Origin of the sequence: Mycoplasma sp. 4404 (assembly GCF_034863325.1) — a bacterium.
Lineage (GTDB): Bacteria > Bacillota_I > Bacilli_A > Mycoplasmatales > Metamycoplasmataceae > Mycoplasmopsis.
Genome location: NZ_JAYFFE010000002.1, coordinates 59526 through 73197, shown reverse-complemented (window position 1 = coordinate 73197; position 13672 = coordinate 59526). Strand labels below are relative to the sequence as shown.

The following is a 13672-nucleotide window of genomic DNA, read 5'->3' as shown; positions in this document are numbered from 1 at the left end:
AAACAAAGTATTTTTTTAATATTTTTATTTAAATAATAAAGCAACAAAAAGGGTAAAATATAAATGAGGAAAAATGAATAAAGATCAAACAGTTATTTTTGGTATGCATAATTCAGAAAAATTAGCAAAAAAGATTTCTGAACTTGTTAATATACCACTTTCAAAAGCAACAAGAACAGTTTATACTGATGGTGAAGCAATGTGACTAGCTGAAGAAACTGTTAGAAACAAAGATGTTTACATCATTGCTTCAACATCAAAACCTGTAAATGATAATTTAATGGAATTATTGTTATTTATTGACTCACTTAAAAGAGCAAGCGCAGGTTCGATCAATGTATGCTTAAGCTACTATGGATATGCTCGTCAAGACAGAAAAGCATCAGGAAGACAACCAATTGGAGCTAAATTAGTTGCTAATTTACTTCAAGTAGCAGGTGCTACTAGAATGATTTGTGTTGACTTACATAACCCTTCAATTCAAGGTTTCTTTGATATTCCTGTTGATGATTTAAGAGCACAATATCCACTTGCATTAGCATTAAGAAAACTTAATACATCATTCACAGTTGTATCTCCAGACCACGGTGGAACTGTAAGAGCTAGAAAACTTGCTGAATTAATAGCGAACACAATTAAAATTACAATTATTGACAAGAGAAGAAATGCTGATAATCAAACTGAAGTAATGGGTATTATCGGTGATATCAAAGGTCAAAATGCGGTTATTGTGGACGATATTATTGATACAGGTGGAACAATTAAAAAAGCAGCACAAACATTAAAAGATAATGGTGCTAATAAAATTATTGTTGTTGCAACACACGGCGTGTTTTCAAAAGGGTTTGATATTTTTGAAAACGACCCTAACATCGAAAAAGTTATTGTTACAGACAGTATTGATAACAATGAATTACTAGAAAAATACTCAAAATTACAAATTGTTTCATTAGGTGAATTTATAGGAAAAGTGATTAATGCATCTCTAAATGGTGGAAGCATTACAAATGTATACACAGAAATAAAGGAACAAATAAATAATTACAATGATGAGAAGTAAAGAACTTGTTAGAGAATTATGCATTAAAAATAACTGAGATTTTAGTTTATTTGAAGCTTATGTTAATCTAATTGAAGAGAAAAACAAAGTTATGAATTTAACTGGTTTTTCAGATGAAAGACTTTGAAATGAAGGTATTTACGAATCTTTAGTATTTATGGTTGAAATCACTAAGGACTTACAAAGTGGAACTATTTTAGACATTGGAGCAGGAGCAGGTTTTCCATCAATTCCATATGTGTTAACAAAGCCTAAAAACAAAGTAGTTATATATGAACCGCTTTTAAAAAGAGTTAACTTCTTAAATGAAGTTATTGAGAAGTTAAATTTATCAGATTATGTAATTGTTTACAAATATAGAGCTGAAGATGTAAAGGAAACTAATCAATTCGATGTTGTTACAGCAAGAGCTGTAGCAACTGTAAAAGCTTTAAGTATGGCTGCTTTACACTTAGTTAAAGTTAATGGTTCATTATCTTTATTAAAAGGTAAAAAAGCTAATGAAGAACTTAATGACGCAAAGAACATTTTAAAAGATGTTAAAGTTCAATATTCAGTAAAACCTTTTATTGATGAGAATATTGATAGAGAAAATTACATTGTCTCAATTAAGAAATTAGAAAATACACCAAAAAGATTTCCTTATTTATGAAAAGATATTAAGAAGGTTAATTAATTTATTCAAAGATAGCATCAAGCTATCTTTTTTATTTCAATTTTGCTTTCTCACTTTATTAATAGAGTTTTGTGTTTCGATAAAAAATGCATATGATCGAAATCATATGCATAGTTTTTAATTATTCAATAGCATCTTTCTTGTTTTTGAAGTTCATTTTAATAGGACAACCTCTAAAATCAAATGTTTGACGTAATTGATTTTCAAGGAATCTTTGATATGAGAAGTGTAAGTATTTTTTATTGTTAACAAAGAAAGTGAATGTAGGAATTTTTGCTTTTTCTTGTCTTGCAAAGTAGATATTTAATCTACCACCATTGAATGGAATAGCAGGTTGAATAATTTGAGTTTCTAATATCAAGTTTGATAATAATGATGGTTTGATTTGACGTTCTAAGTTTGCTCTAACTAAGTTAATTGTGTCATAAAGTTTGTTTAATCTTTGGTTGTATTTAGCTGAAATAAATACAAATGGAACTCATGGAACAAAGTGGAATTTGTTTCTAAGTCTTTTTTCATATTCAGTCATTGTGTTTGTTTCTTTTTCAATTAAGTCTCACTTGTTAATTACAATGATAACTGGTTTTTCATTATCTAATGCATAACCAATAATTCTTGAATCAAAGTGCGAAACTTCTTCTTGTGAAGCATCAATAACGATAAGTGATAAATCAGCTTCTGAAAGTGAGTTCATAGCACGCATAAGTGCATAGTGGTCAACTGATTCAACTAATTTTGACTTCTTAGTTATACCGGCAGTATCAATAACATTGTATGTTTTTCCATCAATATCAATTAATGATGTAACTGAATCACGAGTTGTGCCGGCAATATCTGAAACAATTGAACGTTCCTCTTTAGCTAAATTGTTTAAAAGTGAAGATTTACCTGCGTTAGGTTTTCCAATAATAGCTAAATTAAATGCGTCGATTTCTTCAGGGTCTGAGTAATCTAAAACTTCAATACATTTAGTTAAAACATCCCCAATCCCTTCTCCGTGAAGAGCTGAAATTGGATAAATATGATCAACTCCTAAACTATATCAAGAGTAATCAAATTGTTGTGTGTCTTCAAGTTTGTTAGCTACAGCAATGATTGGTTTTTTAGATCTACGTAAAATGTTCATAATGAATAAGTCGTCATTTGTAATTTCACTAGTTCCATCAAATAAGAAGATGATTGCATCAGCTTCTTCAATAGCGATTTTAGCTTGGATTTGAATTTGTTCTTGGAATGGTCTGTTTTCAATTTCAATTCCACCAGTGTCAATGATTTTAATTTCGTGACCAGTTCAAACAATACGTTCGTAAAGTCTGTCACGTGTAACACCAGGCTGATCGTGCACAATAGAAACTTTTCTTCCTACAAGCTTATTGAAAAAAGTACTTTTCCCTACATTTGGTTTCCCTACAATTGCAACTGTATTACGCATTTTGTCCCTTCTTTGCTTTTAATTTTTGGTTAACAATATCAATAATTTTGTTTTCAACTTCTTCAGTTGTTAGTTCAGTACAATCAATATAAATAGCATCTTCTGTTTTATGTAATGGATCGACTTCTCTATAGATATCTTGTTGATCACGTAATTCAACTTCTTTTAAAACCTCTTGGTAGTTTGTGTTGTAACCTAATATTTTGTTTTGTTCATATCTTCTTTGCGCTCTCACTTCTGGTGTAGCTCATAAGAAAATTTTAACTTCAGCGTGAGGTAGAATTCTGAAAGTTGTATCTCTTCCATCAATGATGTAACCCTTGTGTCTTAAAGTCATATGTTGAATAAATTTAACGACAAATGCTCTAACTTCAGGAATTTTAGCAACAGTAGGAGTAACTTTTGAAATATAGTCAGCTCTAATTTTGAGTGAGATATCAGTTCCATCTAATAAAGTTATATCGTTAGGTAATAACTCAATGTTGATTGTTTCAAGAGATTTAATTACACCTGCTGTATCAGTTGTTAAAATATTGTGTTCAAGAGCATTTAATGTGATTGCTCTATAAACTGAACCACTGTTAATAAAAGTGTAATGTAATCTTTGAGCAAGATTTTTAGAAACAGTTGATTTACCGACACCGTTTGGACCATCAATAGCTATATTAACTTTTCTCATATTTACCTCTTTAAAGTTTTATTTTATTTTTATTGATTTTTGTACTTTTTGTATCTTCCTGTTTATTGTTCTCTGGATAAAGAGAATTTAGGACATATTTTAATTCAGGTAGATTATTATCGAAAATTACATAATCATCCATGAAGTCAATTGAATTGATTTCAAGATTTAATTCAAGCTTATTTAATTGCTCTTTGATTTTTAAGATTTGTTCATGAGGTTTATACAAATCTGATTTAGGTATCGTTTTAATGTTTGAAATAGTGTTGATGTATTTCGGGATGAAAACAGAAGTGTTTGAAAATGTTTTATACAACCATTCGTATTCTTTTTTCAATTCAACATCATCATTTATTGCAAGAATTTTCATTCTTTTAAATAATTTAGTTTCTCTATCAACACTCATTTTTACGTACCTCTTTAAATTCCTTTTTATTTTAGCATAATAAATTAATTATATTAATTTATTACAAAAAAAGAGCATTTAAGCCCTTTATGCAAACTTTTTAAGTACTATTTCCTCAAATAATTTTTCATCAATTTTGTTAATAACTGACACTTCTTTTTGTGCTGATTTAAGCACAAAAAGGATATATTCTTTGTTATTGCTAAAATGTGAAGCTAACAATGTATCTTCTGTAAAAGTCACTTCATTTTGTTCATAAACTTTATTAACATATGGTGATTGTGAAATAAAGAAAATTGATTGATCTACAATTTTGCTTAAAAACATTTTTGTTCCAAATTTCTTGAAAAACAACATATTCCCAACTTGATCCTTGAATGTTACAGGTATGTTTCTTGAATATTTGTTTGCTCTTGTGAATGAACCAAGAATGTTAATGTCATATTTTTCGATATCAAATTCATCAAATTCTTTCTTAGAAATTTGAATTCTTGATTTTTTAACAAATACAATCACAATAATCATAAATGAAATTAAAACTGCAAGCATAACACAAGATAAATAGAACACTATTGATGAAACTGAAATTGCACTGAATGAAAGCGTGACTGTTTCAGCTGTTTTTGTTTTTTCATTAACTTGTGAACCAGTTAACTTAATTACTTCTGTAGCATTTAAAACAAATAAAATTAAGCTAATTGCAAAGAAGCCAAATCCAACTAATGCTGAATAAATTGATTTCATTTGCATATCTTTGTATGCGAATCTACCCTTAATTAATTTAAGGTAATTGATTAATCTATATGCACAGTAATAAATGATTAAAGTAAATATTACTTGCATAGCTACCATTACTAAACTACTCATAAAATTATTTTACTATATTTAAATACCTATACTCAATATAAAGCACAAATATATTTTTATTTTTACGACTTGCACACTATGTTTTTAGTTTTATTTAGCTGATGTGATATTTTGATTTATAAAGTAAAATATAGATATGGGATTTTTTAAAAATTTAGTAAATAAGGTTTTCAATAGAAAACCTAAAGATGTTGAACAAGTTCAAGAAGAATTAGACAAAAAAGAGCATAAGAAAATAATCACAAGTGAGAAATTTAAGAAATATGAACAAGGTTTAAATTCTTCTGCGTCATTTGGAAAAAAACTTTTAGAGCTACAAAATAGACACGTAAAACTTGATGAAGACTTTTTTGATGAGTTTGAAGAGTTATTGATTATGTCTGATATCAATGCTTCATTAGTTGATGTTATGGTAGAAAGAATTAAACAAGAAATTAGATTAAACAATATTGACGATCCAAAAATGATTGGAGAAATTGTTGCTGATCAAATGTTTACAATTTACACAAACAACTCAGTTGTTAATACAAACCTAAACTATGAAGTTGGTAGATTAAATGTTTTTGTTTTTGTTGGTGTTAATGGATCAGGTAAAACAACTTCTATTGCTAAAATAGCGAACAAATATGTTAAAGAAGGCAAAAAAGTTTTAATTGCTGCTGCTGACACTTTCAGAGCCGGTGCTGTTGATCAATTAGGTGTTTGAGCACAAAGAATTGGTGCAGAAATTGTTAAACCTGCTCACGAAGGAGCTGATCCTTCTAGTGTTGTTTATCAAGCAGTTTCTAAAGCTAAAGAAGAAAATTATGATTTATTAATCATCGACACTGCCGGTAGATTGCAAAATAAAGTTAACCTTATGAAAGAGCTTGAAAAAATGATTGGTGTTATTAGAAAATTTGAACCTTCAGCACCACATGAATCATTATTAGTTCTTGACGCAACTACAGGTCAAAATGGATTATCTCAAGCAAGAAACTTCAAAGAAATTGCCAACTTAACTGGGATTATTCTTACTAAAATGGATGGAACATCAAAAGGTGGAATTGTTTTATCAATTAAAGATGAATATGACCTTGATGTTAAATATGTTGGTTTAGGTGAAAAACTGGATGACTTACAAGAATTTGATCTTGAATTGTTTATTTATCAAATGACAAAAGCCTTAATTGATAATGAACAATAAGTCATTAGAAAACGTAATTAAATACACAGAGTTATTTGATAAATATGGTAATTTATTAACTCAAAATCAACAACAAGTTTTTAAGTTATATTATGAACAAGATTTATCATATGCAGAAGTTGCTGAAGTGATGGCTACAAGTAGACAAGCTGCGACTGATGCAGTTAATAAAGCAATTCATAATTTGCTTAAAATTGAGGAAAAAATGAACAAAATGTAGATGCTTTTTGCATCTTTTTTTGTACAAAAAACACATCCAAGTACCATTAAATTGGATGTGCTAATAGGATATTATATGTATATTTTATGATTGGTTCAAGTGACGACTCTTGAACCAAATTATTTAATTAAAAATAATTTTTGATAAAGGAGTAATCTATGGAATTACCAAAGAATATTAATATCTACTAATTAATAAAGATAGTTAATATTTTGAAAATTTAAAATTTATATATGACGAACTGTGTGTTTAAATTTACAAAATTACTCAAATAAATATGATTAAAATTTCTTTATTTTAAAGAAATGTAAATACAAAATTTACTCTATAAAATAATGATAAAAATAAAAAGTTAAAACAACTAAATATAATATATAACAAAAATATAGTGAATATCTTTATTGATAATAATAAACTTGTATAAAAAACCTAATAATTTTAATGATTAATAATAAATGATATTAATAAATGTCTGTCTATTTTGTGACTTTATAAATTAAATTTTAAAATAATAGAATATTTTTTTGATATATAAAAGAATTTCCTTTTTGTTGCGACAATATATTTGTCGCACTTATATCATATTCCTTTTTAGTAAATAAAATTATGAGCATGAAAATATTTTTTTAAAATAATTTTTGACTTTTAGAATAGTGTGTAAGCGATAAAAGTTTTTTCTTATTTTTGAGGTTTAAAAAATTTTATATATTCCATTGATGTAATTTTAGGATTTTGTAATTTTTGTTAAAAATTAGTTGCAATAAAGTTTTAAATCTAATCCCAAATTTTAGTAAAGAAAAAGCACATCCAGTTCGTTTTTGGACGTGCATTTTTGACATTATAAATCGATATTTTTTACGTATTTTGCATTCTTTTGAATGAATTCTCTTCTCGGTTCAACTCTTTCGCCCATTAAGGTTTCAAAAATTGAATCTGATTTGTAAATGTCTTCAATTTGTACTTGAAGCATTTTTCTACGTTCAGGATCCATAGTTGTTTCTCATAGTTGTTCAGGATCCATTTCTCCAAGCCCTTTGTAACGTTGAATTGTAATTTTTTGACTAGGGTTTAATGTTGCGATTATTTCGTCTTTTTGATTATCGTTGAAAGCGTATTCAACAAATTTATTTTGCTGAATTTTGTATAAAGGAGGTTGAGCTATGTAAATAAATCCATACTCAATTAAAGGTCTAAAGTATCTGTAGAAGAATGTTAATAATAAAGTTCTAATGTGAGCACCATCGACGTCGGCGTCAGTCATAATAACAATTTTGTGGTATCTTAATTTGTTGATGTTAAATGTTTCTCCTCAACCTGTACCAATAGCTGTCATTAATGATGAAATTTCTTCTGAAGAAAGAACTTTTTCTTGACGTGATTTTTCGACGTTAATAATTTTCCCTCTTAATGGTAAGATAGCTTGAGTTTTTCTATCTCTACCCATTTTAGCCGAACCACCAGCTGAGTTCCCTTCGACAATATATAATTCAGAAATTTCAGGATTTTTAGATGTGCAGTCAGCTAATTTACCTGGTAATCCACCTGATTCGAAAACATTTTTTCTTCTCGCATTTTCTCTAGCCGCATTAGAAGCTAAACGTCCTTTTTTAGCCATAGATGCAATTTCAATAATTTTCTTAGCATCAGCAGGGTTTTCGTTCAAGAATCTTTCTAAAATTGGACTAAACACTCTGTTAACAGCTTGACGAGCATCTTTTGAACCTAATTTTCCTTTTGTTTGTCCTTCAAATTCTGGATCAGGGTGTTTGATTGAGATAACTGCTGTAACACCTTCGATTAAATCGTCACGAGTAAATTTGTCGCTTTCAGATTTAATAACACCTTTTTCAATTGCATAGTTATTAATTAAACGCATTAAAGCATCATAGAAACCAGAAACGTGAGAACCGCCTTCATGTGTTGAAATGTTGTTTGTATATGAAATAATGTTTCCACGATATAAATCAGATAAGTATTGCATACCGACTTCAACACCAATAACAACATCCTCATCTTTGTTATTTTTAACAGCAAATTCTCCATCTGCATAAATAACAGGTGTAACTGGTTTGTAACCGTCGCTTAATTCATGTACGTAGTCAATAATTCCATTTTCATATAAGAATTCATAGTTTGTGTTATCTCTGTAGTCAGATACTGAAACATATAAACCTTTGTTAAGGTGTGCAATTTGCTTCGCGTGGTCTAAAATAATTTCTTTATCAAATGGTAATTCTTCCATAACTGAATAGTCAGGATGGAATTGAATTTTCGTTCCTGTTTCATTTGGGTTAGCAAGTTTTTCAATAACTTCTGTTGACTTAATAGTTTTTCCACCATTAGCAAACTCTGCATAGTATAAGTTTCCGTTTCTTTTAACTCAAGCTTTAAATGAGTCTGATAAAGCATTAACAACACTAGCTCCAACCCCGTGAAGTCCACCAGAAACTTTATATGCATTAGATTCGAATTTACCACCAGCATTAAGTTTTGTTAAAACAACCTCAAGTGCACTAATTCCAAATCTTGCGTGGGTATCAATGGGAATTCCACGACCATTATCTTCGACAATAATTGAGTTATCTTGTGTAATGACAATATCAATTCTATTAGCAAAACCAGCCATAGCTTCATCGACAGAGTTATCTACAATCTCTCAAATTAAGTGGTGTAAACCTGATTTAGATGTTGACCCAATGTACATACCAGGTCTTTTTCTAACGTGTTCTAATCCTTCTAAAAACTGAATATTACTTGCATCATAGTTATGCTCTTTTTTAACTTCAGACATCTATACCTCCATGTGTAAATGTAAATTTTAATAAATATTACATATTTATTAAAATATTATATAGATTTTTCAGAAAAATAGATTGTTATATTTCTGCAAGCGCATTTTTACTTTTACAGCTTGTACACTATTATAAAAGTGAAAAAATGTCTATTTTTACTAACTCACATATGTGTATGTAATATGCATAATTTAAGCTAATTAAATTAGATAAAAAAATCAAGCTGTCGCTTGATCAAATTATCAATTCTTTTTAGGATTCTTATAAAATACATCTTCGATTGGGTCAACTCAGAAACCTAATCTATTTTCTTTTGCATAATTTTGAGAATTCTTAATTGTGTGATACATCGTTTGTTCTTCTTCAGTTTCTGCGTAGAATTTTGTATCTGAACGGTCTAATGTAATGTAAGCAACTCTAGCTAAACCTGATCTAATAAGCTGGTTTCCAAACTCTAAATCAGGATTTTTTCTTTCGTCTGGATATAAGAATACAACTCATCTTCCATAATCATCTTCTTTTAACTTATTAAAGTAGAAGAAGAAACCATGTGATTGAACTTGCTCTACGTAGTATTTTTTAGAAATTTGAGCTCAATAATTTTCTTTTGAAGCTAATTCATCTGAATTTGAACCTTTATCTGTTTCAGGAGTATCGATTCCTCTAGATCTTAATCCTAGACTTTTGCCATTACGACGATTAGTTGATTGAGTTCCTGGTTGAATACCACTAACTAAATTCATATATGCACCATATAATGTGTCGCCATCAACAATTCCTGACATATCAACGACAGCATAGTTTTGTGGTAATGTTTTTTTAATTGTTGTGCTAAAACCTAAACTTGTTTGTAAATTTAATGATGACAAGTAATCCATCTCTTGCTGACTAGCAAAAGCTAAAAATAATTTACTTTTATAAATTTCTAAATTTACATCAATTTTATTAAGTGATTCAATTAAGTTTTGCTCATTTGCATAAGTTTGTCTTAAAAATCTTGATGTTTCAGTTAAATTGTTATATGTTTTTGAACCTAAAAATCATTGATGTCTAATTTCAGCAGTCATTTCATTAGCGCTATCAAAAACTTTTACAACATTTCCTGCTTGAGTTAATAAATCTTGATTAGTACTGTTTGAGTTTATTTTATTTTTGTAGCCATCAACTAATTCAACCAAATTATTGTCAGTTGAATAATTAGTTTTAACTGTTTCTAGTTTTTGGATAAGTTCACTATTTGCATTATTAATAGGATTCGACGGTTCTTTTGGAACATCGTTTTTATTACCACATGAAATAGATAATGTAGTGGCAACTGGTAAAATTGCAAGTGAACTGAATAAAGATAATTTTTTAAATTTCATCTTGTCTCTTTTCTATTTGTATATAAATATAATTTTATTCCTATTTAGAAATAATGTGTATAAAAAAAGCATCAAGATGATGCTAAGCTTTATCATTTGATCCGAACTCTAATATTTTTTGTTTAATTACCTTACACATAGCTTCATAACCAGGTTTGTAAAGTTTTCTAGGATCATAATTTTTATCTTCAAGATCTTTGTTGCTAATAACAAATTCTCTAATCGCAGCGTGATTTGCTAATTGTAAATCGGTGTTGATGTTAATTTTTGTAACACCTAAACTGATTGCTTTTTGGATTTGGTCAAGTGGAATTTCGCTACCACCGTGAAGAACAATTCCTAAACCAGTTTCACTTGATAATTTTTCAAGAACTTCAAAATTAAGACCTTGTCAGTTTTTTGGATATTTACCGTGGATGTTTCCGATTCCTGCTGCTAGAACTGTGATTTTTTCAGCAGCTAATTGTTTAGCTTCTTCAATATCTGCAATTTCACCGTTTCCAATAACACCATCTTCTTCACCACCGATTGAACCAACCTCGGCTTCAACAGTCATATTTTTGCTTTGAGCTAAGTAAACAAGTTTTTGAGTTAATTCTTTATTTTCAGCAAATGGGAGGTGTGAACCATCGAACATAATTGAAGTGAAGCCATCTGACTCAATAGCTTTAACACAAGCATCAAATGAACCGTGATCTAAATGAAGAGCTACAGGAATTGAAATTTTTAAGTCCTTAATAAGACCTGAAACTAAACCTGTTACAGTTTCATATCCACCTATATATTTAAGTGCTCCTTCTGAAACTCCTAAAATAACAGGTGAATTCATTTCTTGACATGTTGTAAGAATTGCTTTTGTTCATTCTAAGTTATTAATATTAAAATGAGGAACTGCGTACTTACCTTTTTTAGCTCTCTTGAGCATATCTTTTGCATTAACTAATGACATAAAAACCCACTTATTAGATATTTCTTAATTCTCAGTTTCCGTTTGCAAGTCTGTTGAATCTTTTGTCAACTGTTAATAAACGGTATAACTCACCAATTTTTCTTTCTCTAACTTTTTCATATGGTGTGTTCATTGTGACGAATCTGTCTTCTCAGTCATATCTTAACTCGTCTTCAACAGTGTCAAAGATTTCCATAAATGCAAATTCGTCTGTTGGACGTGATGATACTAATTCGTATGCGATTTCTAACATTGTTTTGTACATAATAAATTCTCCTTTAATTACATTGATAAAGGTGCAGAAACACCAATTAAGTTAAGTCCAAGAGCTAAAATCGCTTGAACTGATTTGATAAGGTGAGCATATGTTGCTTCATCTTCGTGACCTAATAATTTAGTTTCAGCATAAAAACTGTTAAATGATTTAGCTAAATTAATTAAGTATTGTGTTAATAAGTTGACTTTTGAAGTTGACACAATTGTTTTAATTAATTCAGGGAATGAGTCTAATTCAATAATAAGTTTTTTAGCTTTGTTTGTAAAGTTAATTTGATTATTAACTTCTTCTTGTTTTAATCTATTTAATAATGATACAGCTCTTGAGTGAGCGTATTGAACTATAAATACAGGGTTATTAACATCAGTTGAGTTAGCTGCATCAATATCGAAATCAAATTTATTATTGATTTCCCTAGTGAGCATCATAAATCTAACTGCATCAGCTGAAGAGTAATCTAAAAGATCTTGCAAAGTAACTGCTGTACCAGCTCTTTTAGACATTTTAAATTCTTCTCCATCTTTGATTAATCTTACTAATTGAATAGTTAATATATCTAAATTGTCTGGATTGTAACCTAAGCATTGCATCGCAATTTTCATTCTTTGAATGTATCCTGAATGGTCTGCTCCTCAGATATTAATAAGTTTAGGTGACTTTAAGAACTTAAGTTCGTGATAAGCAATATCAGGTAAGAAATAAGTGTAATTTCCATCGGCTTTGATAAGTACACGGTCTTTATCATCGCCAAATTCTTTGGTTTTTAAGAATAATGCGCCATCTTCTGTGTATGTGTATTTGCTTAATTTTCTAAGAACTGGTTCAATTAAACCATCTTCTTTAATTGCTTTTTCAGAAGCAAATGTATCAAATGAAACATTTAATCTACCAAGATCTTCTCTGATTTTATCAAGCATAATATCTTTAGCTGCAGTTGATAATTCACTTAATTTAACTTCATCAGCATTTAAGAAATAATCACCATATTTTTCTTTAATTTTTGTAGCACATCAAACTATATCTTGTCCTCTGTAGCAATCTTCAGGTAATTGTGCATCAATACCAAATAAGTTTTGATATCTTACATAAACTGAATTTGTAAGTACATTAATTTGATTACCTGCATCATTTACATAATATTCGGCTTCAACATCGTAACCAGCATGTCTTAAAATTCTAATTAAAGAATCTCCATAAGCAGCACCTCTAGCATGACCAACGTGTAAAAATCCTGTTGGGTTAGCTGAAACGAATTCAACATTAACATGTTCTTTATTAATAAAGTCAGCTCCATATTTTGTTGGATTTAAGTTAATGTTTTGTATTGTTGATAAAAATAATTGATTGCTTAAAACAATATTGATAAATCCAGGTACGGCAATGTCTATTTTTTGGTAGATATTTGAATTTGACATTTTAGCAACCAATTTATTTGCTACTTCAATTGGATTTTTAACAGCACAATGATTTTTTAAAATAAATGCAATATTTGTACTAAAGTCATAAACAACTTGATCGATGTTAATATTGTCAGGAACATTAGGTTGAGTGATATTAAAAACTAAATCTTTAACATTAAGATCCTTATTAACAAAATCTTCATTTTGCAATTCTATAACTGCGTCAATGATGTTTTGTTTTAACTGTTCTTTTAGTGTCATAATCCTCCTTATTTATAGATATATTTTATATATCTATTATATTAAAAAATATTTTTTATATAGCTAGGAAACAACTAGTTTTATGTACCTTATACATAGTTAT

Annotated in this window: 13 protein-coding genes; 4 read left to right on the top strand and 9 right to left on the bottom strand. The window is 28.9% G+C overall.

Annotated elements, in window-relative coordinates; genetic code table 4:
* Positions 1-73 precede the first annotated feature (73 nt).
* Entirely contained in the window at positions 74-1060 is a 987-nt protein-coding gene (locus VBN07_RS02055; protein ID WP_323177651.1) for a ribose-phosphate pyrophosphokinase, read from the top strand.
* Positions 1047-1736 (top strand): 16S rRNA (guanine(527)-N(7))-methyltransferase RsmG, encoded by a 690-nt coding sequence (rsmG, locus tag VBN07_RS02050; RefSeq protein WP_323177650.1) that lies wholly within the window; start codon positions 1047-1049, stop codon positions 1734-1736. The genes VBN07_RS02055 and rsmG overlap by 14 nt, the downstream gene beginning before the upstream one ends.
* Before the next feature lie 121 nt (positions 1737-1857).
* Here rsmG and der read toward each other — a convergent pair whose 3' ends face one another.
* The 4 genes from der to VBN07_RS02030 all read right to left on the bottom strand — a co-directional run bounded on the left by der (position 1858) and on the right by VBN07_RS02030 (position 5120).
* Complete coding sequence (der, locus tag VBN07_RS02045) at positions 1858-3168, bottom strand: ribosome biogenesis GTPase Der (RefSeq protein WP_323176652.1); 1311 nt, start codon at positions 3166-3168, stop codon at positions 1858-1860.
* Positions 3161-3847, bottom strand: a complete 687-nt coding sequence (cmk, locus tag VBN07_RS02040; RefSeq protein WP_323177649.1) for a (d)CMP kinase — start codon at positions 3845-3847, stop codon at positions 3161-3163. The genes der and cmk overlap by 8 nt, the downstream gene beginning before the upstream one ends.
* 10 nt (positions 3848-3857) lie before the next feature.
* Entirely contained in the window at positions 3858-4253 is a 396-nt protein-coding gene (locus VBN07_RS02035; protein WP_323177648.1) for a hypothetical protein, read from the bottom strand.
* An 87-nt stretch (positions 4254-4340) separates the two neighbouring features.
* Positions 4341-5120: a hypothetical protein gene (locus tag VBN07_RS02030; protein ID WP_323177647.1), complete on the bottom strand. Its 780-nt coding sequence runs from the start codon at positions 5118-5120 to the stop codon at positions 4341-4343.
* Between the two features lie 136 nt (positions 5121-5256).
* Between VBN07_RS02030 and ftsY the strand changes: the two genes are divergently transcribed.
* Together ftsY and VBN07_RS02020 are read left to right on the top strand one after the other, a co-directional pair.
* Entirely contained in the window at positions 5257-6306 is a 1050-nt protein-coding gene (ftsY, locus tag VBN07_RS02025) for a signal recognition particle-docking protein FtsY (RefSeq protein WP_323176648.1), read from the top strand.
* Positions 6296-6526, top strand: a complete 231-nt coding sequence (locus tag VBN07_RS02020) for a sigma factor-like helix-turn-helix DNA-binding protein (protein WP_257089415.1) — start codon at positions 6296-6298, stop codon at positions 6524-6526. Before ftsY ends, VBN07_RS02020 begins: the two co-directional genes overlap by 11 nt.
* Positions 6527-7364: 838 nt before the next feature.
* Here VBN07_RS02020 and VBN07_RS02015 read toward each other — a convergent pair.
* The 5 genes from VBN07_RS02015 to argS form a co-directional block, all read right to left on the bottom strand.
* The gene (locus tag VBN07_RS02015; RefSeq protein WP_323177646.1) at positions 7365-9317 is read right to left on the bottom strand and encodes a DNA topoisomerase subunit B; all 1953 of its coding nucleotides are present in this window, start codon (positions 9315-9317) and stop codon (positions 7365-7367) included.
* Between the two features lie 240 nt (positions 9318-9557).
* A complete protein-coding gene (locus VBN07_RS02010) occupies positions 9558-10682 on the bottom strand; it encodes a thermonuclease family protein (protein ID WP_323177645.1) in 1125 nt (374 codons plus the stop codon).
* Positions 10683-10764: 82 nt separating this feature from the next.
* The gene (fba, locus tag VBN07_RS02005) at positions 10765-11631 is read right to left on the bottom strand and encodes a class II fructose-1,6-bisphosphate aldolase (protein ID WP_323177644.1); all 867 of its coding nucleotides are present in this window, start codon (positions 11629-11631) and stop codon (positions 10765-10767) included.
* Positions 11632-11644: 13 nt separating this feature from the next.
* A complete protein-coding gene (rpoE, locus tag VBN07_RS02000) occupies positions 11645-11896 on the bottom strand; it encodes a DNA-directed RNA polymerase subunit delta (RefSeq protein ID WP_257089423.1) in 252 nt (83 codons plus the stop codon).
* A gap of 17 nt (positions 11897-11913) precedes the next feature.
* Entirely contained in the window at positions 11914-13569 is a 1656-nt protein-coding gene (gene argS, locus VBN07_RS01995; RefSeq protein WP_323177643.1) for an arginine--tRNA ligase, read from the bottom strand.
* Between the last annotated feature and the right edge of the window lie 103 nt (positions 13570-13672).